The following is a 24,594-nucleotide window of genomic DNA, read 5'->3' as shown; positions in this document are numbered from 1 at the left end:
TTTGAGCATTTACAAATTGTTTTTGTAAATTGTATGAATTTCAAACAATTAGCTCTGAAAACCTTGTCTAGCCTTGCTTACGACCAGAGATGCGACACCATTCACTTTGCTCAACAATCGGGTCAATGTGAAGCTCGTCACGGTAATAGTTCGCAACATCTTCAGCTTGAGTGTCTAATACGCCGGACATAGCGAGGTCGCCATTTGGCTTAACTAGTCCTTTGATGATAGGTGCAAGTTCACGTAAAGGTCCCGCAAGGATGTTGGCCACAACGACGTCAGCGACGAGACCTTCTGGTTGATTTTGCGGTAAGTAAACTTCTAGTTTGTCTGCAACGCCATTACGCTCAGCATTGTCTTTTGAAGCAAGCAGGGCTTGAGGATCAATGTCGATCCCTATCACTTTTTCAGCGCCCAGTTTGATCGCTGCGATCGCAAGAATACCTGAGCCACAACCGAAGTCGATAACGGTCTTACCGCTTAAGTCCATGCTTTCTAGCCACTCAAGACAAAGTGCTGTTGTAGGGTGAGTACCCGTACCGAATGCAAGGCCTGGATCCAACATAACATTAACAGCGTCAGGATCTGGGATGTCGCGCCAGCTTGGACAAATCCATAAGCGTTCACCAAATTTCATTGGGTGGAAGTTTTCCATCCATTCGCGTTCCCAGTCTTTATCTTCAAGCTGTTCTACTTTGTAAGCAAAATTGTCAGCCAGCATATTGCTCGCTTTAATTTGGTCGATGATGAAGTTAGTGTCTGCTTCTGCATCATACAGTGCCAGAATATCAGTATCGCCCCATAAGCGAGTTTCGCCAGGTAGAGGTTCGAATACAGGTGTATCCTGCGCGTCTAAGAATGTAACAGACAGCGCGCCAGTCTCTTCCATTAGCATATTGCCGATTTGCTCAGCGTTTTCATTGGTCGCGTTGAGTTTGATTTGAATCCAAGGCATTGGTTTTTGCTCTTAAAGTGAATGAAGTGGCGCAGAGTTTACCAGAACTCTACGATTTGTTTGAGTATATACCCAAATAAGCCGATTTATATGTTGAGCCCTTTGCGTACATATAAAACAAAAATGCCCACGGGAGTGGGCATTTTTTAAGACGTTTGCTTAGGCTTATTGTAAGCCAAGCTTCTTCTCTAGGTAGTGGATGTTTGCACCACCGTGTTGGAAGTTTTCGTCATTCATAATGGAGAATTGCAGTGGCACGTTAGTTTTGATGCCTTCGATGATCATCTCACCCAGTGCGTTTTTCATACGTGCAATCGCTACATCACGGTTCTCACCGTAAGTGATCAGTTTACCAATCATTGAATCGTAATGAGGTGGTACTGTGTAGCCTGTGTAGATATGAGATTCCCAACGTACACCCATACCGCCAGGAGCGTGGAAACGCTCGATCTTACCCGGAGATGGTAGGAAGCGCTCAGGATCTTCTGCGTTGATACGACACTCAATCGCATGGCCACGGATCTTAATATCATCTTGAGTGAATGACAGAGGCTGACCCGCTGCAACACGAAGCTGTTCTTTGATTAGGTCGATGCCAGTAACCATCTCTGTTACTGGGTGCTCTACCTGAATACGAGTGTTCATTTCGATGAAGTAGAACTCACCGTTCTCGTATAGGAATTCAAACGTACCTGCGCCGCGGTAACCGATCTCGATACATGCACGAGTACAGCGTTCACCGATGTACTTACGCATTTCTTCTGTGATACCAGGTGCTGGAGCTTCTTCCACTACTTTTTGGTGACGACGTTGCATTGAACAGTCACGCTCACCAAGGTGGATTGCGCCGCCTTGACCGTCAGCAATAACCTGAACTTCAACGTGACGAGGGTTTTCTAGGAATTTCTCCATGTAAACCATGTCATTGTTGAACGCCGCTTTTGCTTCAGCACGTGTCATTGCAATGGCTTGGATAAGGTCTTTCTCTGCGCGAACAACACGCATACCACGACCGCCGCCGCCGCCAGATGCTTTGATGATTACTGGGTAACCAATGCGCTTAGCAAATGCTTTGTTTTTCTCTTCGTCATTGTCTAGAGGGCCGTCAGAACCCGGTACACAAGGAACGCCTGCTTTCTTCATTGCATTGATAGCAGATACTTTATCGCCCATTAGGCGGATAGTGTCTGCCTTTGGACCAACGAAGATGAAACCACTGCGCTCAACTTGCTCTGCGAAGTCTGCGTTCTCAGACAGGAAGCCGTAACCTGGGTGGATAGCCACAGCGCCAGTCACTTCTGCTGCAGAAATGATGCGTGGAATGTTTAGGTAGCTGTCGATACCACGAGCAGGGCCGATACATACGGTTTCGTCTGCGAGTAGTACGTGCTTAAGATCGCGGTCAGCTGTCGAGTGAACAGCGACGGTCTTAATACCTAATTCTTTACAAGCGCGAAGAATACGAAGTGCAATTTCACCTCGGTTCGCGATGACTACTTTGTCTAGCATAAGGCAAGCCCCGCTTATTCGATTACAACAAGAGGTTGGTCGAATTCAACTGGTTGGCCGTCTTCAGCTAGGATTGCTGTAACAACGCCAGATTTGTCCGCTTCGATTTGGTTCATCATTTTCATTGCTTCAACAATACATAGAGTATCGCCAGCATTTACTTTCTGACCCACTTCTACGAATGCTTTAGAGTCTGGGCTTGGAGAGCGGTAGAAAGTACCAACCATTGGAGAAAGAACTTGGTGACCTGCAGGTGTTGCTGCTGGAGCTTCTGCTGCTGGCGCTTCCGCTACTGGTGCCGCTGCTACTGGAGCAGGTGCCGCCGCTGGAGCTGCTGCGTATTGAATTGGTGCTTGAGGGGCTGCAGTGCCATGACGGCTGATGCGCACTGACTCTTCACCTTCAGAGATCTCTAGCTCAGCAATGCCAGACTCTTCAACTAACTCAATTAGCTTCTTGATTTTACGAATATCCATCTTTTCTTTCTCTTTTATCTTGTGATTAAGACAACCCTCGTAGGGTTGCAGAGTGTTAGGGTTACTTTGCCTGTAGCTTATTGATCGCTGCAGACAGAGCAAATTCATAACCTTGTGCGCCTAAACCGCAAATCACACCCTCTGCTTTATCTGACAGATAAGAGTGATGACGGAATGGTTCACGTGCGTGCACATTTGATAAGTGCACCTCAATAAATGGGATGGCGACGCCAAGTAATGCATCTCGCAGCGCCACACTAGTATGAGTGAAAGCCGCTGGATTGATGATGATGAAGTCAATCTTGCCATAGGCAGCGTGAATGGCTTCAATCAGTTCGTACTCACGATTTGATTGTAGGTGTTTCAGTTCTACCCCAGCGTTATGGGCTTGCTCTGTAAGAGTATCCACAACTTGAGCTAAGGTACTGTGACCATAGTGTGTCGGTTCGCGCAGACCCAATAGATTAAGATTTGGTCCGTTTAGAACAAGAATCCGTGACTTTGCAGACATTGTGTTGCTATCTTCCCTTATCGTGAGTGGAACGTTTATATTCCCAAATATACGATAGTTCAGCACGATTTTTTTGTTAAAACCGAGCAAATTTTAAAAAATCGACCAAGATTATAGCTAATTCATAGCAATTAGCAGCAATTTACTGGTCTAATCTCCTAATAGCCACTCTCGTTTCTGTAACCAAGTTAACAAAAACAACATAATTGCCATATTTTTTGTGTGGCCAATTTGTGCACTAAAGCAAAAAACCGCCATGAGTGATGGCGGTTTTTAAAGTGCTTTTAAAACAGTTGGTTGAATTTATGCCAATTCTGCTTTCTCTGCGATAAGTTTATCTACAACGCTCGGATCGGCAAGCGTTGATGTGTCTCCGAGGTTGCTAGTATCACCCGTTGCAATTTTACGCAGGATTCGACGCATGATCTTACCAGAACGAGTCTTCGGTAGGGAATCCGTCCAGTGCAGTACATCTGGTGTTGCAATTGGACCAATTTCTTTACGCACCCAATCTTTCACTTCTTTGTGTAGCTCTGCTGACGGGAATTCACCATCGTTCAAGGTAATGTAAGCGTAGATAGCTTGGCCTTTGATATCATGCGGAATGCCCACAATAGCGGCCTCAGCAATTTTATGATGTGCGACAAGAGCCGATTCTATTTCAGCGGTACCCATGCGGTGACCCGACACGTTTAGTACGTCATCAACACGGCCCGTGATCCAGTAGTAACCGTCTTCGTCACGACGAGCCCCATCACTAGTAAAGTACATTCCCTTGAAGGTTGAGAAGTAGGTCTGTTCAAAGCGCTCGTGGTCGCCATAAACAGTACGCATCTGACCTGGCCATGAATCAAGGATCACCAAGTTACCTTCTGCTGCGGTTTCTTCAATGATGTTGCCCATGTTATCAACCAGTGCAGGTTGGACTCCGAAGAATGGTCGAGTTGCTGAGCCTGGTTTTAAGTCTGTTGCACCTGGTAGTGGTGCAATTAAGATACCGCCGGTCTCTGTTTGCCACCAAGTATCAACGATAGGCGAGCTTTCGTTACCAATCGTTTTGTAGTACCACTCCCACGCTTCAGGGTTGATAGGCTCACCTACTGAACCCATCACACGTAAGCTTGAACGAGATGTCCCTGCTACCGCTTCGTTACCTTTTGCCATTAGTGCACGAATAGCGGTTGGCGCAGTGTAGAGAATGTTCACTTGGTGCTTATCAACCACTTCACTCATACGAGCCGTGCTTGGGTAGTTTGGAACACCTTCAAACAGAATGGTTTTGGCCCCGTTCGCTAGTGGACCATAAATTAGGTAAGTATGGCCTGTAATCCAGCCCACATCCGCGGTACACCAGAAGGTTTCACCTGGTTGATAATCGAAGACATATTTAAAGGTCATTGCCGCGTAGACGAGGTAACCGCCTGTAGTATGTAGTACGCCTTTAGGTTTACCTGTCGAGCCAGATGTGTAGAGGATGAACAGCGGGTCTTCGGCTTTCATCTCTTCTGGTGGGCAAACGTCAGAAACGTTGGCTGTTGCTTCGTGCCACCAAACATCACGGTGTTCATGCCATTCAACATCACCACCTGTACGTTTAAGCACGACGACTTTATTGATGGTTTTTACGTCTGGGTTGGTTAGTGCTTCATCCACGTTCTTTTTCAGTGGAACAGCGCGTCCGCCACGTACGCCTTCGTCTGCGGTGATCACGACTTTAGCGTCAGAGTCGATGATACGGCCGGATAGTGCTTCTGGTGAGAAACCGCCAAATACTACGGTGTGAACCGCACCAATACGGGTACAAGCGAGCATAGCCACAGCGGCTTCTGGCACCATTGGCATGTATAGACACACCACGTCTCCCTTGCGTACGCCTTGCTCTTTCAATGCGTTGGAGAATTTACACACTTCTTTGTGCAGTTCGTTGAAAGTGAGTGTTTTGTCGTCGGCTGGATCATCGCCTTCCCAAATGATGGCGACGTCGTCCCCGTGTTCTGCAAGATGACGGTCAATACAGTTAGCCGAGACGTTCAGTGTGCCATCTTCAAACCAGCGAATATCAACATGGCCAGTGTCGAAAGAAGTGCTTTTTACTTTGGTGAAAGGTTTGATCCAATCAACGATTTTGCCGTGTTCGTTCCAGAAGCCCTCTGGATCGGTTACCGACTGCTGATACATGGCTAAGTAAGTATCATTATCCGCGTGTGTATGAGTTTTAATATTTTCTTTTACCGGATAAACGTGGGCTTCGCTCATGGCTTCTCTCCTTGTGCCTTATTTCTCGGCCTTACACCAATCTAGATAAGATTTTGAATATATTTTTGTAGGGCTGTTTTTTGGTTCTAAATAACTTGGTCGTGGTAATGACGACGTTGTGCTTATAACTGTCAGTCACCGCGCGTATTTCCACAATTAGACTTTAGGATGAGAGTGATGGAAGCGCCGGGAAATCGCTGAAACAAAAGCATTTCTGGGAGCTAGGTCAACTGATTTTTATGTATACGGCGCGGTTAGGTTGGGTAAATCGCCTTTCGTTAAGCGGACAAAGACCAAAGCGGCAGAAATCGCGTCTTGCAAGGCGTCGTGTTTGTCTTGGATAGGAAGTTCGAGGTGTTTACAAATGGCATCCAGACTTAAGTCGAAATAGGCATTCGGCAAATGTCGTTCCAACTTATCGTGGTAAATCTGACTGACTTCGATCAGTGGGTTAGGAAGTGGGAAGCCAAGTTGCCGCAGACAAGCAAGGTCTAAGATCTTTTTATCGTAACGAATGTGATAGCCCACAAGTGGTCGGTTGCCGATAAAGTCGAGCAGCTCGAGCAGCGCCTCTTTTTCACTGATGCCATCGACTAAGTCTTGGTGGCGAATTCGATGGATCTTGACCGAGCCTGAGTCGAGCGATTGCGGCGCGCGTAAGCGGACTTCAAATGGTTGACTGGTGATGATGCGGTTGTCGATGATCTTGGTGGCTGCAATAGTCACCAGCTCGGCGCGATTTGGGTCAAGGCTGGTGGTTTCGCAGTCAAGAGAGACGTATTCTGTTTTATCTGGCGTGCAAAACAGCGACTGATAAGGCGAACCTTTCAGTTTGTAGTGCCAGTATTTGCGTTGTAACCAGTTCATTGCCTACGCCTCTGTGATTTATGAAAATCAGGGTTAATCACGAATTTGATAATGGAAGCCTAAAAATTGCTTAAATTTCTTCACCACATGTAAGCTGTGGCGAAGCAAATCACGCTCAGTTCTATCCAGTTGTTTAATATCAATGTTATTCAACGCTTCTTGCTTTTTGAGTTGCTGATTAAGGCGAAGTTTAAAGAACAATTTCAGTGCTTCGTTGAGATTATCTGCCGTTTCGGATTCTAAGATGCGCTTATTTCTCAGAGCTTCAATGCGCTCAAACGTGTTCTTCTCCTCAATGGCATATTCCAAAGACAAGGTGCGAATGCCGTGTACAATTGGGAAAATACCGCCGCGTTTAATGTCCAATCCGTCTTTAGCACTTTTTACGTTGCCAAATAGAGTTAGGGGCACCGAAAACTGCAAGGCAGGGCGAGTAAAGTCAGACAATATCAACATGCGATCTTTCATTGTGTCACGAAGATGCGCCGCAATTGGAGCCAGCAGCTCGCAATTCCCAGCAACAGCATGGGCGTCACTGAAAATAGCTAAGTCCATGATTTGTTCTGGTTCGGCTTTAGCTATCCAGTGGTTTAGGGTACTTATCCATTCTTGCTGTGTTTTGACCCATTTCGGGTTGTTAACCATCACTTTACCAGGGCAAAGTGGATAACCGAGCTGTTGTAGGGTGTGTGTGAAGGATCGCATCACTTGTTCGCAATGAGGCCATTCCAAACCATCTTGAATAATCAGGGCATTGTCTTGATCGGTTTTGAGAATTTGCTCTCCTCGGCCTTCAGAGCCGAGTACGATCAAGCAACAATGGTCGTGCAAGGCTGGTGGTATCACTAACTCGAACGCTTTCTCGATAATTTGTTCGTTTACGGCTGAGATAAGCTCCATGATGAAGCGAGTGCGGATGCCGTTTTTCAATAAGCTCTCGACCAATTGACGTTGGCGGTTTGAGGCCAAAGCGAGCTCTTCCACGCTGCTTGCTCGAGCAATACTGAGCGTTAACACGTGAGAGTGGGTTGAGAACGCGCTGAGAATTTGGGTCATATCCAGCATGCCGACGGCTCGGTTGCCTTCACATACCATGAGGCGTTTCATTCTATTTCTGGTCATTGTGATCATGGCGTTGAATAGAAAGTCACCATCATCAACGTGATAAACAGGAAAGCTCGCGATCTCACCCACTGGTGTGTCGAGCGCGCAACCATCTATCATCACAGAATGCAGCATATTAGTACGAGTCACTATTGCGTACGGGTGGGCTGATGGCCATTTTTCCAATCGTGGATCATCGCCATGGAGTTGAACCAATGCAGCGTCAATCCCACTTTCTTTTAAGGAACGTGTTACCTCGTTAATTGGTGTATTTGGTTCAAGGATCATCGGTGGGTGATAAATGCTGCGGTCAACTTTAGTGAGAATAAACTCCGCTAAGTTTTGCTGTTGATGGGCCGCTTCGATGAGCTCTTGCCGTTTCGATAAATTGTTATCGAAATAGGCTGCAAACTGGCCATTTTCGTTGTAAAGGGCAAGGAAAATTTCTTTCGGCAGTAGGTAAGAGAGCGTGTCCTCAAGCGCGATGTAGTGATGACGTACCTTGTCTTCAAGTAACGAGCGTACATCGAACATATCGTCGTTGGCATAATGTGCGAACACTTCCTGTTGATCGTTGGAGCGCTCTTCTACCGCGCCTTTGATCAGAATATGTAAGTGGGGGTTCTTCTGTCCGCAGGATAAAATAACATCTCGAGCTCGATAGTAGGCGACGTCCAGAGACGATCGCAGTCGCGTTTGTTGTGCTTCAGTTAAGCGATCGAACGGTGGAGATTGCATGTTAAATTTGTCAGGCATGAGAACACCCAATAATGATGGAAGGAACACTCTCTAAGTCTGACAAATTTCTTACCGGAAGCCAGACGACTTTGGTCTAAATTACGATGTTTTCGCTTGAAGATGCCAAATGTCGCAAAGTTAGTATTCCATCGAGGAAACGATAAGTTTCTTATTCTTCCCTTTTTATAATACGCATGGCGATCCATAATTCCCGGCTCGAACGTTGGTGTTCCCGTTTTAGGATATTAGTAATGTTGAAACCTTCTCCGTATGGCTGGATTTCCCAGTACTTTCTCGGATTCTTCTTTGCGTATGGCGTGTATCTGCCATTTTGGTCACTTTGGTTTAAGGATCAGGGCGTATCTTCGACAGATATCGGTTTGCTGGTCGGGTTAGGCCTTGCGACACGTTGTGTTGCCAATATCGTGATCACCCCACGAGTACACAAAGTCGAACACCTTATGCCTGCTTTACGTTGGTTGAGTTTCGCTGCCCTCCTTTTTGTTGGATTTCACTTTTTTACGGGTGGTAGCTTTTGGTTAATGGCACTAGCGACAGTGTTGTTCAATCTTTGTTGTGGACCGATTATTCCGTTGTCGGACGCGATGGCAAATTACTACGCTCGCCTGAAAATGCTCGATTATGGCCGCACGCGGCTATGGGGTTCGATCGCCTTTATCGCAGGCTCGACGGCAGTGGGCTACCTGGTGGCTGAATTTGGCTCCGATATGATCTTGTACACTGCGATGTTCGGCGTGTTTATCTCGTTGCTGTTTGCTATGCGACCGACTAACCCAATGCCTGTAACGCACGGTGGGCAAAGCGCAGAACGTCCAAAGCTGACCGCTCTTTTGACCGACAAGCCGATACTAAAATTCTTAGTGTTGGTGTCACTAATTCAGGGCAGTCATGCGGCTTACTACGGCTTTAGTGCGATTCACTGGAAGGCCGCTGGTCACTCGGAAGATGTCATTGGCTACTTATGGAGCTTGGGGGTGGCCGCAGAAGTGGCAGTGTTTGCACTGAGTAAGCGTTTATTCGTAGGTTGGTCAATACGCGCGCTGTTTATTGCTGCTGCCGTTGGTGTAATGATGCGTTGGGGTATTACGGCGTCGACAACATCAATTATTGCTTTGGTGATTGTTCAACTATTGCATGGTGTGACTTTCGCTACCGCACACATTGCCGCGATCCAGTATATCCAAAACTCCGAAGAAAATAAGATCGTAGCGTTGCAAGCGTTGTATAACGCGATTCCGTTGGGCGCATTTATCGCGTTAATGACCGTATTGAGTGGCTGGGGTTATGAGCACTGGGGACCGCTTGTGTTCTGGGGCATGGCCGCGATGGGGTTATTGGCTCTGTTCATCAAGCTTGATTCGCAAGACCCACATCAGGTGGTTGATGTATCAGACAAGCCACTTGAAACACAGAATTAGACTTATGTAACAAAGGTTAAAAACTAAGCTTTGTCTCCGTTATCAAAGCAGTGTTAAATGAAACCTCTCCCTCATGGAGAGGTTTTTTTATTCTCTTGCTTTAAAAGTAGCAAGAAAGGCAAGAAAGGATATCGGATGCAAGGATGGCTGGTGGTTCCCGTTTCTTTAGCGTATTTGGGAGCTTTATTTATCATCGCGTGGTACGGCGACATTCAGAAAAGGTGGCTAGCGCGCTGGCGGCCTTGGATTTATAGCCTTTCCATTGCGGTGTACTGTACATCATGGACCTTCTACGGCACGGTCGGGCAGGCCAGCAGTAATCCTTGGTCTTTCTTGCCCATCTATATTGCTCCCATTTTAGTGTTTACCATCGGATGGCGCGTTTTAGCTCGGCTTATTTTGATTGCTAAACGGGAACACATCACGTCGATTGCTGACTTTATCGGAGCACGCTACGGTAAATCCCAAGGTTTGGCCGTGGTTGTTACGCTCATAGCGGTTGCGGGAATTTTGCCGTACATCGCTTTACAGCTGCGTGGTATCACTATGGGGCTTGAAATTATTGCACCAGAGCTGGCTACTGATTTTGGTTATCAAAACGATAGCGTGTCGTGGTTTGTTGTGGTCGCATTGGCGATTTTTACGATGCTATTCGGTACCCGCCACATTGATAACACGGAACACCATCGTGGGATGATGATGGCAATTGCCTTCGAATCCATTATCAAACTGCTGGCTTTTTTAGTGGTCGGTGTCTTCATTGTTTGGTTGGCGATGAACACCGAGAGTTTGAGCTTACTTGATGTTGCCGCGCAGACGTATCAGTCACCAAATATCCCGACTATATTGATTCATACTGTACTGACCATGCTGGCGATCGTTTGCCTTCCGCGACAATTCCATACGATGGTGGTGGAAAATGAACGTGCTCAAGATTTGCACGTGGCTCGTTGGTTGTTCCCCATTTATCTGATCTTAATGGGGATTTTTGTTTTACCTATTGCGTGGGTAGGGCAAGGCCTCTTGAGTGGCGCTTCGCCTGATACTTATGTCATCAGTGTGCCGATGTCGGTCGGGGCGAGTGAAATCGCCTTGCTTGCGTTTCTAGGCGGTACTTCAGCGGCAAGCGGCATGGTTATCGTATCGACGATTGCCTTAGCGATCATGGTCTCGAATGACTTGGTTATGCCATTGCTATTGCGTCGCATGCGACTGACGCAGCGTAACCACCACCATTTTTCTGAATTATTACTGCGGATCCGCCGTGGTTTGATTTTAGTTTTGTTGATTGGCGCGTGGTGTTTCTATCAAGCGTTGGACACCATTCATTCACTTTCTGCTATCGGCTTTCTCTCGTTCGCGGCTATCACGCAATTCGCTCCTGCGCTGGTTGGCGGTATGTATTGGCGTCAAGGGAATAAGAAAGGTGTGTATGTTGGCCTCGCGGTGGGTTTTGCTACCTGGTTGATTACGTTAATGAGCCAAACAGACATGCTTGCCGGAGACGCCAGTAATAACTTCCTGATCTGGTTGATTACACCACCAGAGGTATTGGCTAGTTTTGATATCGCGATTTCAGATTGGGGGATGATCCTCAGCGTGGTCGCTAATGCAGTGTGTTTTGTTGTGGTTTCTATGGCTACCCGACCAAGCCTAAGTGAGCGCTTACAATCGGCATCATTCGTTGGTACACCGTTGCCTGAAAGCGAAAATATGAGTCTGTACCAGAGCCGCGTTACGGTTGCAGAACTGGAAATGCTAGCGTCCAGATTTGTAGGACGAACGCGAGTTAAAGCGGCGTTTCAAGCCTACTGGAGCCAGCAACGAGAAGAGTTGATGCCGAATCAACAAGCGCCATCTTCTCTGATTCGGCATACGGAGCGTGTGCTAGCAGGGGTATTTGGTGCATCTTCTGCTAAGTTAGTACTTACTTCCGCTCTGCAAGGAAGAAACATGCAGCTTGAAGAGGTGGCGACTATCGTCGATGAAGCCTCTGAACTGTACGATTTTAGTCGGGGTTTACTCCAAGGCGCGATTGAGCATATTGGACAAGGTATTGCGGTCGTCGATAAGCAACTACGCTTGGTAGCGTGGAACCAACGCTATTTAGAACTCTTTGAATTTCCGCCAGGCCTGATTCAAGTAGGTCGACCGATTGCGGATGTGATTCGGCACAATGCAGAGCAGGGGTTGTGTGGCCCTGGTGACCCTGATGACCACGTCCGTCGCCGTGTTTATCACCTTGAGCAAGGGACTCGGCACACCTCTTCTCGGGTTCGTCCCGATGGTCGCGTGATAGAGGTGCAAGGTAACCCAATGCCAGGTGGTGGCTTTGTGATGAGCTTTACCGACATCACCGTATTCCGTGATGCAGAGCAAGCACTGAAAGACGCCAACGAGACATTGGAAGAAAGAGTACGTCTGCGGACTCGAGAATTAGAACAACTTAACAAGCAGCTGGTGGAAGCGACGCAGCGCTCGGATTTGGAATCGAAGTCCAAATCACGGTTCTTGGCGGCAGTAAGCCATGACTTGATGCAACCGCTCAACGCGGCGCGTCTATTCGCATCTTCACTATCGGAAGTCGCCAAAGACAGCGAAGCCAAAAAGCTGTCAGCACACATTGAAAGTGCTTTAGAGGCTGCCGAAGACTTAATTGGAGATTTGCTGGATATCTCGCGTTTGGAATCGGGCAAGTTGGAAGTCAACGTGCATGGCTTTGCGTTAAATGATGTGTTATCGAATTTGAATGCTGAGTTTAGTGCGTTAGCCAAACAGCAAGGTATAGAGTTCACCATGATTCCGTCCTCACTCATGGTTAAGTCGGATCCCAAACTGCTGCGCCGTGTGGTGCAAAACTTCCTGACCAATGCGTTTCGTTATAACCCGAATGGCAAAGTCGCACTCGGTGTTCGCCGCGTGAAAGGGCGAGTGCGTATTGATGTATGGGATAATGGAGTGGGGATTGAAGAAGAGAAGCAGCAAGAGATTTTTGAAGAGTTTAATCGCGGAACTCAAGTTCGTTCCGACCAAGGCCTCGGACTTGGTTTGGCGATTTCGAAAGGAATTGCTCAGGTACTTGGGCATGAAATTTCGATGCGCTCTTGGGTTGGAAAAGGCAGTGTTTTTTCCATCACCCTAGATAAAGCTGATCATGTTCAGCCTCATCCAGTTCACGTGGCAATGAGTAAGCAATCTGAACTTGGTCATCTGAGAATCCTATGTGTCGATAATGAGCCTGACATTCTAGTCGGCATGGAAAACTTACTTTCCCGATGGGGCTGCGATACACGAGTTGCGATTGATTTAGTTGAAAGTCTACAAGCGCTTGAGGATGGTTGGATTCCGGATGTAATTTTCTCCGATTACCGACTTGATGATGGTCGTACTGGTTTAGAAGTGCTACAGCAATGCCGTCTGAGATTAGGCCACAGCTTTGAAGGCGTCATCATCAGTGCAGATCGTACCGATGATATGCTTGATGGCATCAAAGCAAATGGGTTCAGCTTTATTGCTAAGCCAGTTAAGCCGCTTAAGCTGCGTTCGGTGCTCAATCGAGTCGCTTAGGATTGGAGTGTTTGAAAAATAGCTATAAAAAGAGACCTCCGAATGGAGGTCTCGATGTTTGTAATCTTAGTTGATAGGCTGAGTTTGCCGCTTATTCTGCGACGCCGCCTTGGGTCAGTTTGGCTGGATTAAGCAATCGCTCTAGTGTGGCTCTATCCAAATCAGTTTCTTCTTCCGCGACATCAATAATCGCGCGTCCCTGTTTGTAGGCTTTTTTCGCGACTTCTGCCGCTTTTAGGTAACCAATGACCGGGTTGAGAGCCGTGACCAAAATTGGGTTTTTGGCGAGTGCTACATCCAAGTTATCTTGGCGAACTTCAAACGTCGCAATGGCTTTGTCAGCTAAAGCGGTTGTGCTGTTAGAGAGTAACTCGATGCTCTCCAATACGTTATGAGCAATAACTGGCAGCATGACGTTAAGCTGGAAGTTGCCCGCTTGGCCTGCGACGGTAATGGTGGTGTCATTACCAATGACTTGCGCTGATGCCATAGCTGCGGCTTCTGGGATCACAGGATTTACTTTGCCAGGCATGATGGAAGAACCCGGTTGCAAGCCTTGTAATTCTATCTCACCTAAACCAGCCAATGGGCCTGAATTCATCCAACGAAGATCGTTTGCGATCTTCATGATCGCAACTGCTGCTGTTTTGAGCTGTCCCGACAGAGCGACGATCGCATCTTGACTGCTTAAATTGAAAAAGAAGTTATCACTGGCCGTGAACTGAATACGAGTTGACTGGGTTAGGTTGCTAGCGAATAAGTCTGCAAAGCGTGGATCGGCATTGATCCCCGTTCCAACCGCCGTACCACCTTGGGCTAAGGCTTTTACAGCAGGAAGTGTTTGTTCAATCGCTTGTTTTGCATGCTCGATTTGGAACTGCCAACCGCCAAGTTCTTGAGCAAAGGTAATTGGCATCGCATCCATTAAGTGGGTGCGACCGGTTTTTACAACATCTTTCAATGCTTGTTGCTTAGACTCTAGTGTTTGGCTTAGGTGTGACAGGGCCGGGAAGAGCTGTTTTTCGATGGCTAATGCTGCGCTAACTTGAATGGCCGTTGGTACCACATCGTTGCTGCTTTGCCCCATGTTGACGTGATCATTAGGGCTGACAGTGCCGCCTAGATGCTGGGAGGCCAGTGTTGCAATTACTTCATTCGCATTCATATTTGAGCTAGTGCCTGATCCCGTTTGGAACACGTCAATTGGGAATTGCTCAATATGATTGCCTTCGATAATTGCTTGAGCTGCGTCAGCAATCGCGTTGGCAATATCTCCCTCAAGCAGCCCTAGCTGTGCGTTGGTGAGTGCCGCAGTCTGCTTGATGTGTGCTAACGCTTTGATAAAACCAGATGGCATTTTATGTTGACTGAATGAGAAGTTATCGACGGCGCGTTGAGTCTGGGCTTGGTAGAGAGCATCTGCAGGGACAGTAACTTCGCCCATACTGTCAGTTTCTATGCGGAATTCGGTGCTCATGGTAGGGATCCTTTTGGTTAATCGAGTGAGATTTGAATCAGGCGTAATTGTTGTTGTAGTGCGAGAAATTTCACGTCGCCTTGTTCAAACTGGTAGTAATAGCGTTTGAGGCAGAATAATGGCGTATGGATAGAATCGAGACAGACACGACGGAAGATACGACTGCGAGTTGAGTCTTGAATTGCGTCTAGTAAATGGAAATAAACCTGACGTAAAAACAGCTCACACAACAATAGATTTTCTTCATCGGCATCGTGTTCATAACAGGAAGACAACACCATTCCCCAATGAATATAGTCATGAATCACGTCTGGCTCAAAGCCATGTGGTGCGGCGAGAAGGAATCTATCTTGGGCTTTAAAAAATGCGTTAAAGATGTCCCGTTTGTTGTCCATAACCACCTCTCATTGAATGTAATGATAATTATTATCAATTAACTTGTGGGTTGGCAACCCTTTTTAGAGTAAGAGGTTGTTGAAGAAAGACTTACGGAAACAAAAGCCGACGCAAAGGCGTCGGCTGAGTAGGAATTCATTTATGCTGAGTGAAACTAAGTCACTGTCGTTTGAAGACCGGTGAATTAGCTTGTCAGCGTTATTCAGTAAATAAGGTTTCGTACTTCACAAATGCGGTTTGTGTTTCACCATAATATAGTGTGCCGCCTGATTGAATGACGACTCTTAACCAGCTTTCTGCAGATGCAGGCTTTGGTAAGGTGATGTACCAGCTTTGGCCTGCTTGATCGGCGGGCTTCATATCAATCGGTTGAGCGTTTTTCTCTTTGTCACTCACAATAGAAACTTTAACCCCTTCAAGTGGGTAAGCGGCGTTGAGTGACAATTCTAAGTTATTTTTAGTGAGTTTTTCAGAGCGAAATTTCACTTTAAAATCGCCATTTTCCATATCACACAGACCACTGGTGTAACGACAATTAGACTTACTCGCGAGTTTGTAAGTTTCCCCTTCTTGCGCCGCGTGGGGTTTCTCGCTGAGGGCCATATCGGTACCGAAGTAAGCGATCAAAGAGAGAACTGGCGCAATCAGTAGAGCGAGAATAAAGTGCTTGTTTTTGAACATCTTGGCTTCCTTGCAACGACATACTGCGAATATGGTAACTGAAAAGTGAGAATAAAAAAGCCCCGGACGGCTGGTTCCAAGCGGGGCTTTTGTGGTTTTGATTAGTTTTTAGTGATCCACTGCACTACCAGCACCTACTGGCACGCGAACGTGTTCGACTAGGTCTTTTACTTCTTGTGGCGTTTCTGCTGTTACTTTGGAGACAGCGAATGCGACGATGAAGTTAAATAGTGCGCCAATAGCACCAAACGCGTTTGGCTCAATACCCAGGAACCAGTTTGTTCCCCAGCTTTCTAGATATTTCCAATCAGCAACGAAAAGGATGCCTTTGTGTTGGAATACGTAGAACAGCGTAATACTGATACCTGCAATCATACCGGCGATTGCGCCTTCTTTGTTGATGCTCTTGCTGAAGATGCCCATCATCAATGCAGGGAAGATGGATGAAGCGGCAAGACCAAAGGCGAGTGCTACCGTACCTGCGGCAAATCCAGGCGGATTTAAACCGAGATAGCCTGCGGCTGCTATCGCTACTGCCATTGATATTCGACTAGCAAGTAGCTCTTTTTTCTCGGATATGTTCGGATTGATAACCCCTTTGATTAAGTCATGGGAAATAGCTGAAGAAATGGCGAGTAGTAAACCTGCTGCGGTAGATAGTGCAGCTGCAAGACCACCTGCTGCCACAAGTGCGATCACCCAGTTTGGTAGTTTAGCGATCTCTGGGTTAGCCAATACCATGATGTCGTTATCAACGCGCAGTTCGTTGGTGGACGCATCTGAAGTGTATTGGATATTGCCATCGCCATTTTTATCGTCAAAACCGAGTAGTCCAGTTGTTTCCCAGTTTTTGAACCACGCAGGACGCTCGTCATACGCTAGGTGCTGACCCGGAGCTGGATTTACCGTATTCATTAGGTTGAGGCGAGCCATCGCTGATACCGCTGGTGCAGTAGTGTAAAGGATTGCGATGAAGATCAGAGCCCAGCCTGCTGATGTACGTGCGTCGCGAACCTTCGGCACGGTAAAGAAACGGATAATTACGTGTGGTAGACCGGCAGTACCAATCATCAGTGACATGGTGTAGACAAACATATTAAGTGTGTCGCCACGTACTTGGGTCGTGTATTCACTGAATCCGAGTTCGGTCACAACTTGGTCAAGCCGATCGAGTAGATAGACATCGGTACCAGCCATGGTACTCCCCAGACCAATTTGTGGGATTGGGTTACCAGTGAGTTGCAGAGAGATAAAGATTGCAGGGATAGTGTAAGCAAGAATGAGTACGCAATATTGAGCAATCTGCGTGTAAGTGATGCCTTTCATGCCGCCAAGAACCGCGTACATGAAAACGATACACATACCAATTAATAGGCCGGTGGAGTAATCCACTTCTAAGAAGCGACCAAACGCAACGCCCACGCCTTTCATCTGACCGATAACATAAGTCACTGATGCGATGATAAGACAAACAACCGCTACGATACGTGCTGTGTTGGAGTAAAAGCGTTCACCAACAAACTCTGGCACCGTAAACTTACCAAATTTGCGTAGGTAAGGCGCTAGCAACAGCGCAAGCAGAACGTAGCCACCAGTCCAACCCATTAGAAATACTGAGCCGCCATAGCCCATGAAGGCAATTAAGCCTGCCATTGAGATAAACGACGCTGCGGACATCCAATCGGCTGCGGTTGCCATACCGTTTGCAATCGGGTTTACACCGCCACCAGCAACATAAAACTCTTTGGTTGATCCGGCGCGAGCCCAAATAGCAATCCCGATGTACAGGATGAACGTGGCGCCAACGACCAGGTAGGTAATAGTTTTCAAATCCATCTGAGTGACTCCTTATTCGTCCACGCCGAATTCACGGTCAATTTGGCGCATCTTCCATGCGTAATAGAAAATAATTCCTAGGAAGGCATAGATGGAGCCTTGTTGAGCAAACCAGAAACCGAGTTTGTAGCCGCCTAGTTGAAATTGATTTAGTACGTCGACAAATAAAATGCCGCAGCCGAAAGACACGACGAACCAGATGACCATTAGGCCGATCATGAGCTTCACGTTTTTGTCCCAATAGGCTTTGGCTCTTTCTTCGCTTTCAAATGCCATTGCCGTCTCCTTACGATTGGTATTGTTGTTAATGAAATGTTTCAATATGTACATTAGCAAGGTGTTGGCAATAACTCTTTTCAACTTTAGTCGGGGTGTTAAAAATGAAGAATCCCCATGCTATGGGCTTTTGCAGCGAACAAAGGGGTAAAATGTTATGTTAATAAACTGTTAAGTTAGCCAAAGGTCTAAAGGTTGATTGGATAAACAAGCATGATTAAGACGGGCCATTAATCTTTTCTTCATTGAACTTGGAGATGCTGTGTAAATATTGGTGGTGATCTTGTGGCTCTTAAAGAGAGAAGGCGTAGATAAGAAAGCTCTCAAGTAATTTATTTACATAAAGTTTTCGCATCAAATCACCGTTTTAACGCACAATAAAGTAATATAACTGAGTCATTCTCGTACAACCTCGCATTTTGAGACGGTGTAAAGGGGAGGCAGATTAGGGCATTACCTCATTAACGAAGTAGCCTTGCTCATCACAATTATTATCGTTTTTCATTAAGGGAGGGTGAGAATGGACGCAGACACCATTAACAGTTTTTTTCTAATAGGTGCGTTGTTAATCGCACTTAGCGTTCTTTTAAGCCCAGTGTCTTCTAAGTTGGGAATCCCAATTCTTTTGGTATTTTTAGCCGTTGGAATGCTGGCGGGGGAAGACGGCTTAGGCGGCATCTTATTCGATAACTTTTCGATCGCTTATTTGGTTAGTAACCTCGCATTAGCCATCATTTTGCTTGATGGTGGGATGAGAACGCGGGTCGCCAGCTTTAGGGTTGCGTTATGGCCCTCGGTCTCTTTGGCGACATTTGGCGTTGCGATCACCACCATTTTGACCGGGCTGATGGCAACGTGGTTATTCGACTTAGATTTATTGCAAGGCATATTGGTTGGTGCGATTGTTGGTTCCACCGATGCTGCCGCGGTCTTCTCTCTACTCAAAGGTCGTAGCCTGAACGAACGTGTTGGTTCAACGCTGGAAATTGAATCCGGCACCAATGACCCAATGGCGGTGTTTCTGACCGTAACTCTGATTGCTATTTTAGCGAACCCTGGCGCTGACTTAAGTGCGGGCTTTTTGGCGTTCAGTTTTCTTAAGCAGTTTGGTATCGGCGCGTTACTTGGCTTCGCTGGTGGCTGGATCTTATGGAAAGTTATCAATCGCAATCAATTACCAGATGGGCTGTATTCTATTTTAACGGTCAGTGGTGGCTTGCTTATTTTTGCTTTATCTAACACTTTGGGTGGCAGTGGTATTTTGTCGATTTACCTCGTTGGTCTTTTATTAGGTAACCGTCCAACACGCAGCCGCCACTCTATTCTTCATGTTTTAGATGGTATGACGTGGCTAGCTCAAATTGGTATGTTCTTGGTGCTTGGCTTGTTGGTTACACCATCTAATTTACTCTCTATTGCGTTGCCAGGTCTTGCGCTTGCCTTCGGGATGATTTTGTTTGCCCGACCAATCTCAGTTTGGATTGGTTTACTGCCATTCAAGAGTTTCACGCCACGTGAAAAGTGGTTTGTCTCTTGGGTAGGATTGCGTGGCGCTGTACCTATCATCCTCGCGGTATTTCCAATGATGGCAGGGTTGCCAGATGCTCAACTGTACTTCAATTTGGCATTCTTTGTAGTAATGGTGTCTTTGATAGTACAAGGGGGCACGTTGACTAAGGCGATGTCTCTTGCAAAGGTCGAGCTACCTTCTAAGCCTGAGCCAATTTCGCGTACGGGTGTAGAGATTTACCCGACCAGTGAGTGGGAGCTGTTTATCTATAGACTTAAAGCAGATAAATGGTGCATTGGTGAGCCATTACGTAGTCTTTCGATGCCGGAAGGAACGCGTATCGCCGCTGTATTTCGCAGTAAAGAGCTATTGCACCCATCCGGCAGTACGCGTCTTGAGGAAGATGATACCTTGTGTGTATTAGCACAAGAAAAGGATTTAGATGCACTGAGCTTACTGTTTAGTGAAGCCCCAGAGAAAGCGTCGCTAGCGCGATTCTTCGGTGACTTCTTCCTCGATATTGAAGTGAAGCTTGCCGATATTGCCGTGATGTATGGTTTGAATCTGGGGGATGAACCGCTGGATAAAAGTTTGAGAAACCTTGTCGAAGAGCAATTAGGTAGCACGCCAGTATTGGGAGACCATTTCGAGTGGCAAGGTTTGCATTGGATCGTCGCTGATGTTGTTGATCAGCAGGTCACTAAAGTCGGTATCCGATTGCCAAACGAAAAAAGTAAGTCTGACGATAAGACGTCAATCTAGTCGCTCATTTCCGTCAGCATAATCACGGCTTGCGTGCGGTTCTTTACACCGAGCTTACGGAAAATCGCTGTCATGTGCGCTTTTATGGTGGCTTCTGAAACATTCAATTCGTAAGCGATTTGCTTGTTCAGCAAGCCATCGGACAACATTCCCAACACTTTATATTGCTGCGGTGTTAGCGCAGCAATCTTTTCCGCTAAGTCATTACATGCCGCGTTATTGGTGATCAACCCTTCAGGGAAGTATGGGTCGCCATTCAGCACTTGATTGAGCGCGTTCACTAATTCGCGCATGTCGCTGGACTTGGGAATAAAACCAAATGCACCATGGCTTTTCACCTGCGTCACGATCGCCGGCTCTTCACTCGCTGAAACGACGACGATAGGTAAATCTGGATGCTCTGCTCGCAAATGAATCAAGCCAGACATACCATTTGCTCCTGGCATTTTGAGGTCCAATAGCACTAAATCTGGCTCTTCCTCTCGTTCTAACAAAGCCAGAAGTGCGTCGAGTGAGTCCGCTTCCAGCAAATTTGCACCACTAATAGCCATGTGGATAGATTGAAACAAGGCATTCCGGAAGAGTGGGTGATCATCTGCAATAATGATGGTGTAGGTCGAATCCATGACGTTAAACACTTTTGACTATTTCGTTAAATTTATTATTGTCCAGCTTTGAGAGAGTGGACAATATTTATTCGCTAAAAGTCTGAACCAAATCGACTTTTATTAGGAAAATTGCATATAAACGCAATGTTCTTATTCAAATCTGAGCAATAAAAAACGCCAGTGGACATCACTGGCGTTTGAATATCTGGTTATCAGAACTGCTTGATATGCTCTAAGAAAGGCTCAGCTTGCATAAAGCCCGTCAAACGAGCGTTTGAAACGTGTTCGCCACTGGCATCCCAAAACTCAATTGTTGGTAAACCAAGTACATTCATGTGCTTCAGTAGTTCGATGTCTTGCACTTGGTTTTTGGTCACGTTCGCTTGCAGAAGAACGAAGTCTTGCAGTTTTGCTTCGACGCTTGGGTCATGGAAGGTGTACTTTTCAAACTCTTTACATGCTACACACCAATCGGCGTAGAAATCGAGCATGACGGGTTTACCTGCCGCTTTCGCAAGTGCCAGTTGTTCTTCAAGCTCCGCCACGTTAGCAATGCGAGTAAAGCTAACAGTGGCTTGCTGAGTTTGTGTTGTGTTGTTGCCAAACCAGTAATTTAAGATAGGTTGTGCTGAGGCTAGCAAACCTAAGACGGCGATTATGCCCACGGCACTTTGTTTCCAGCCACCAAACTCTAGACTGTTTTTGATGTGGTATAGCCAACCAAAAGCAGCAATACCCAGTGCTGACCACAGAATCGTTGACCACATTTCTGGCATGATGCGTTCTAGTAAGAAGATAGGTGCGGCAAGCAGAATAAAGCCGAAGAGTGTTTTCACACGGTCCATCCAACCGCCGGCTTTTGGTAGCAACTTGTTGCCAAATACCGCTACAAGGATCAGCGGAATACCCATGCCCATCGCCAGCGCGTATAACGCGATACCACCCGTCAGCAAATCGCCGCTTTGTGCCACGTAAAGTAGCGCACCAGACAGAGGTGCCGTGGTACAAGGAGAACAAACCAGTCCAGAAATCGCCCCCATGGCGAATACGCCTGCACTGCTGCCACCCTGTTGCTTATTACTTAAGTTATTCAACCATGTTTGAACGCTGCTTGGTAGCTGTAATGAGTACAGACCAAACATAGACAAAGCGAGTGCGATGAACAGTACGCTCAAGCCAATCAGCACATAAGGGTGTTGCATTGCCGCTTGGAACTGCATACCTGCAGATGCCACCACAAGGCCGAGTAGGGTGTAAGTCAGCGCCATGCCTTGCACGTAGACGAATGACAAGCCTAGCGCACGGCGTTGGCTTAGTTTGCCACTGCCAAGCACGATGCTGGTCAGAATTGGGTACATCGGCAGCACACAAGGTGTAAACGCCAAGCCCACACCAAGCGCTAAGAACAGAAGTGGTGTCCACCAGTTATCAGCAAGGTTGGCTGCAAGGCTATCTTGCTGTGTTACTGGCGCCGATGATGTGTCACCAGACGTAGATGATTGCGCCGCTGTTGGTGCCTGTTCTGCTTTTGATGCAGTTGTCGCCGTTGTTGAATCTGAGTTCGACGAAGTAAACGCGCTGATAGGAATCACGCGAGTTTCTGGCGGGTAACAGAAGCCTGCTTTCGCACAACCTTGGTATTGCACCACCACGCGCGCACCGTCTTGCCAATCATGCATTGGTACATTAACGAAGAGAGGTTGAGTATAGATATGCACGTCACCAAAGAATTCATCTTTATGCGGTGTGCCGTCTTCCATTTGCAGTTCGCCTAGCGATACTTTCTCACCAGCTACAGACAAGCGCTCTTGATATAGGTAGTACCCGTCACGTACCTGCCAATCGAGCATCAATTTGTCATCTTGCTGGTAGAAGTTAAATGGAAACGCCTGATCAACCGGAACAAAGCTGTCGCTGCTGCTACCAAAACTGTTGTTCTGGCTATTGTTAAACTGGTCTTTGCCAAATAAAGCTAAAGACGGAGTGGAAAAGGTAATGAGCCCTAAGAGTAAAACGGAAAGTAATGCGCGCATAAAAGAGTCAATTCATCTTAGATAATTGCCGTTAGTGTAACTCAATCAGACCCGGAGGCGAGTCAATAAGTTTCATGAAAATGAAGATTTATTGAGCATAAATCAAGACAACAGGCAATAAAAAAGGGAGCCGAAGCTCCCCGAGTAAGACTCTGTTTCTACTAGATCAGTAGACCACCGAATGCGAAGCCAAGTGCTACCGCAGAAGCGATGGTTACCACACCAGGTACAAAGAATGGGTGGTTGAATACGTACTTACCGATACGAGTTGAACCCGTGTCGTCCATCTCAACCGCTGCTAGAAGCGTTGGGTAAGTTGGCAGCACGAATAGCGCACTTACTGCTGCGAAAGATGCAACTGCGGTAAGTGGTGCGACACCGATTGCTAGTGCTGCTGGCATCAGCGCAACAGTGGTTGCACCTTGTGAGTAAAGCAGCATTGAAGCGAAGAATAGAACGAGTGCTAGCATCCATGGGTAGTCTGCTAGTAGCGCACCCGCAACTTCTTTGATGCCGTCAACGTGCGCGTTAACGAACGTAGAACCTAGCCATGCCACACCAAGAACACACACACACGCTGTCATACCAGAGCGGAATGTTGCTGCGGCTGGGATTTTGCCAGCATCGATTTTACAGCTCATTACGATAGCTGCCGCAGCTGCTAGCATTACCGTCATGATAGCTTCGTTACGGCCTAGAGCAGGGTTCTCGATAAGGCCAACTGAGCCAGAAATTGCTGCTGCGTAACACACGACAAATGCGATTGCGCCTAGGAAGATGAAGGTTGCTTTCTTCGCTGTTGGTAGGATTTCGCGTTTTGCTTCTGTATTTAGCTTGATTAAGCCTTTTTCTAGACGCTCTTGGTATTCAGCATCGTCTTTTAGCTCACAGCCCATGAAATTCGCCACGAACGCACCGATCATGCACGCGATGAACGTCGTTGGAATACAGATTGCTAGTAGTGTTAGGTAGTCAACGCCAAATGGGTGCAGCATTGCCGCGAACGCTACAACAGCCGCTGAGATTGGTGATGCGGTGATAGCGATTTGCGATGCTACGACCGCGATAGACAGTGGACGAGAAGGGCGCACGCCTTGGCCTTTCGCTACTTCTGCAATCACTGGCAAAGTAGAGAATGCCGTGTGGCCAGTACCCGCCATTAATGTCATTAGGTAAGTTACGATAGGCGCATAAAAGGTGATGCGCTCAGGATGCTTGCGCAAAAAGTTTTCAGCAACTTGCACCATCCAGTCTAAACCACCAGCGACTTGCATTGCTGCGATAGCGGTGATTACAGACATGATGATCAAAATTACGTCAACGGGAATGTAAGCTTGGCTTGTTGGTACGCCCAAGATCAAAGACAACGCAATGACCCCAGCACCACCGGCAAAACCAATGCCGATACCACCGATTCTTGCCCCCAAATAGATGAAGAGCAGAACCACGAAGAGTTCGACCATGACCATATTGATACCTCTTTAGTTTTTTATTTGATTCTGATTTTTTGAACACTCAGGAATAGGAGTAAATGCTCAGAGAATGAGAACCTAGTGGTTTAGCGGCAATAAAAGCATATAAAAAATGAGGTTA

Annotated in this window: 18 protein-coding genes; 3 read left to right on the top strand and 15 right to left on the bottom strand. The window is 46.9% G+C overall.

Annotated features, from left to right (window positions below):
* Window positions 1-67 precede the first annotated feature (67 nt).
* The 7 genes from prmA to H9L11_RS05630 all read right to left on the bottom strand — a co-directional run bounded on the left by prmA (window position 68) and on the right by H9L11_RS05630 (window position 8,434).
* Window positions 68-955, bottom strand: a complete 888-nt coding sequence (gene prmA / locus H9L11_RS05660) for a 50S ribosomal protein L11 methyltransferase (protein WP_033907297.1) — start codon at window positions 953-955, stop codon at window positions 68-70.
* Window positions 956-1,120: 165 nt separating this feature from the next.
* Window positions 1,121-2,464: an acetyl-CoA carboxylase biotin carboxylase subunit gene (accC, locus tag H9L11_RS05655; protein WP_005382509.1), complete on the bottom strand. Its 1,344-nt coding sequence runs from the start codon at window positions 2,462-2,464 to the stop codon at window positions 1,121-1,123.
* Between the two features lie 14 nt (window positions 2,465-2,478).
* Complete coding sequence (gene accB / locus H9L11_RS05650; protein ID WP_033907295.1) at window positions 2,479-2,940, bottom strand: acetyl-CoA carboxylase biotin carboxyl carrier protein; 462 nt, start codon at window positions 2,938-2,940, stop codon at window positions 2,479-2,481.
* A 61-nt stretch (window positions 2,941-3,001) separates the two neighbouring features.
* Entirely contained in the window at window positions 3,002-3,451 is a 450-nt protein-coding gene (gene aroQ, locus H9L11_RS05645) for a type II 3-dehydroquinate dehydratase (RefSeq protein ID WP_033907294.1), read from the bottom strand.
* A 303-nt stretch (window positions 3,452-3,754) separates the two neighbouring features.
* The gene (gene acs, locus H9L11_RS05640) at window positions 3,755-5,707 is read right to left on the bottom strand and encodes an acetate--CoA ligase (protein ID WP_005386359.1); all 1,953 of its coding nucleotides are present in this window, start codon (window positions 5,705-5,707) and stop codon (window positions 3,755-3,757) included.
* Window positions 5,708-5,944: 237 nt separating this feature from the next.
* Window positions 5,945-6,574, bottom strand: coding sequence for a 3'-5' exonuclease (locus H9L11_RS05635; RefSeq protein WP_005382363.1), 630 nt, complete (start codon window positions 6,572-6,574; stop codon window positions 5,945-5,947).
* A 33-nt stretch (window positions 6,575-6,607) separates the two neighbouring features.
* Window positions 6,608-8,434 carry a DUF294 nucleotidyltransferase-like domain-containing protein gene (locus H9L11_RS05630; protein WP_205391027.1) on the bottom strand — a complete coding sequence of 609 codons (1,827 nt, stop codon included), beginning with the start codon at window positions 8,432-8,434 and terminating at the stop codon, window positions 6,608-6,610.
* Window positions 8,435-8,667: 233 nt separating this feature from the next.
* On the opposite strand from H9L11_RS05630, the gene H9L11_RS05625 reads away from it, so the two are divergent.
* Together H9L11_RS05625 and H9L11_RS05620 are read left to right on the top strand one after the other, a co-directional pair.
* Window positions 8,668-9,855 (top strand): 3-phenylpropionate MFS transporter, encoded by a 1,188-nt coding sequence (locus H9L11_RS05625; protein WP_005382367.1) that lies wholly within the window; start codon window positions 8,668-8,670, stop codon window positions 9,853-9,855.
* A 135-nt stretch (window positions 9,856-9,990) separates the two neighbouring features.
* The gene (locus tag H9L11_RS05620) at window positions 9,991-13,422 is read left to right on the top strand and encodes a PAS-domain containing protein (protein WP_033907290.1); all 3,432 of its coding nucleotides are present in this window, start codon (window positions 9,991-9,993) and stop codon (window positions 13,420-13,422) included.
* Window positions 13,423-13,513: 91 nt separating this feature from the next.
* On the opposite strand, the gene H9L11_RS05615 is transcribed toward H9L11_RS05620, so the two are convergent.
* The 5 genes from H9L11_RS05615 to H9L11_RS05595 all read right to left on the bottom strand — a co-directional run bounded on the left by H9L11_RS05615 (window position 13,514) and on the right by H9L11_RS05595 (window position 18,088).
* Window positions 13,514-14,899, bottom strand: coding sequence for a class II fumarate hydratase (locus H9L11_RS05615; RefSeq protein ID WP_064376990.1), 1,386 nt, complete (start codon window positions 14,897-14,899; stop codon window positions 13,514-13,516).
* Window positions 14,900-14,916: 17 nt separating this feature from the next.
* Window positions 14,917-15,294 carry a hypothetical protein gene (locus tag H9L11_RS05610; protein ID WP_005382370.1) on the bottom strand — a complete coding sequence of 126 codons (378 nt, stop codon included), beginning with the start codon at window positions 15,292-15,294 and terminating at the stop codon, window positions 14,917-14,919.
* A gap of 199 nt (window positions 15,295-15,493) precedes the next feature.
* Entirely contained in the window at window positions 15,494-15,976 is a 483-nt protein-coding gene (locus tag H9L11_RS05605) for a hypothetical protein (protein ID WP_005382371.1), read from the bottom strand.
* Window positions 15,977-16,084: 108 nt separating this feature from the next.
* Window positions 16,085-17,812: a sodium:solute symporter family protein gene (locus H9L11_RS05600; RefSeq protein WP_005382372.1), complete on the bottom strand. Its 1,728-nt coding sequence runs from the start codon at window positions 17,810-17,812 to the stop codon at window positions 16,085-16,087.
* Window positions 17,813-17,824: 12 nt separating this feature from the next.
* Complete coding sequence (locus H9L11_RS05595; RefSeq protein WP_005382373.1) at window positions 17,825-18,088, bottom strand: DUF4212 domain-containing protein; 264 nt, start codon at window positions 18,086-18,088, stop codon at window positions 17,825-17,827.
* A gap of 520 nt (window positions 18,089-18,608) precedes the next feature.
* Here H9L11_RS05595 and H9L11_RS05590 point away from each other — a divergent pair.
* Window positions 18,609-20,360, top strand: a complete 1,752-nt coding sequence (locus tag H9L11_RS05590) for a potassium/proton antiporter (RefSeq protein WP_005382374.1) — start codon at window positions 18,609-18,611, stop codon at window positions 20,358-20,360.
* Here the strand turns inward: H9L11_RS05590 and H9L11_RS05585 are convergent.
* The 3 genes from H9L11_RS05585 to H9L11_RS05575 form a co-directional block, all read right to left on the bottom strand.
* Entirely contained in the window at window positions 20,357-20,986 is a 630-nt protein-coding gene (locus tag H9L11_RS05585; RefSeq protein ID WP_005382375.1) for a response regulator transcription factor, read from the bottom strand. The two genes, H9L11_RS05590 and H9L11_RS05585, sit on opposite strands and share 4 nt — an antisense overlap.
* A 194-nt stretch (window positions 20,987-21,180) precedes the next feature.
* Entirely contained in the window at window positions 21,181-23,001 is a 1,821-nt protein-coding gene (locus H9L11_RS05580) for a protein-disulfide reductase DsbD (protein ID WP_064376991.1), read from the bottom strand.
* Window positions 23,002-23,162: 161 nt separating this feature from the next.
* Window positions 23,163-24,470, bottom strand: coding sequence for an anaerobic C4-dicarboxylate transporter (locus H9L11_RS05575; RefSeq protein ID WP_005382378.1), 1,308 nt, complete (start codon window positions 24,468-24,470; stop codon window positions 23,163-23,165).
* Window positions 24,471-24,594: the final 124 nt, after the last annotated feature.

The organism is Vibrio sp. sp1 (assembly GCF_016920955.1).
In the GTDB taxonomy this organism is placed as follows: Bacteria; Pseudomonadota; Gammaproteobacteria; order Enterobacterales; family Vibrionaceae; genus Vibrio; species Vibrio alginolyticus.
This window is presented reverse-complemented; position numbering and strand designations above follow the sequence as displayed.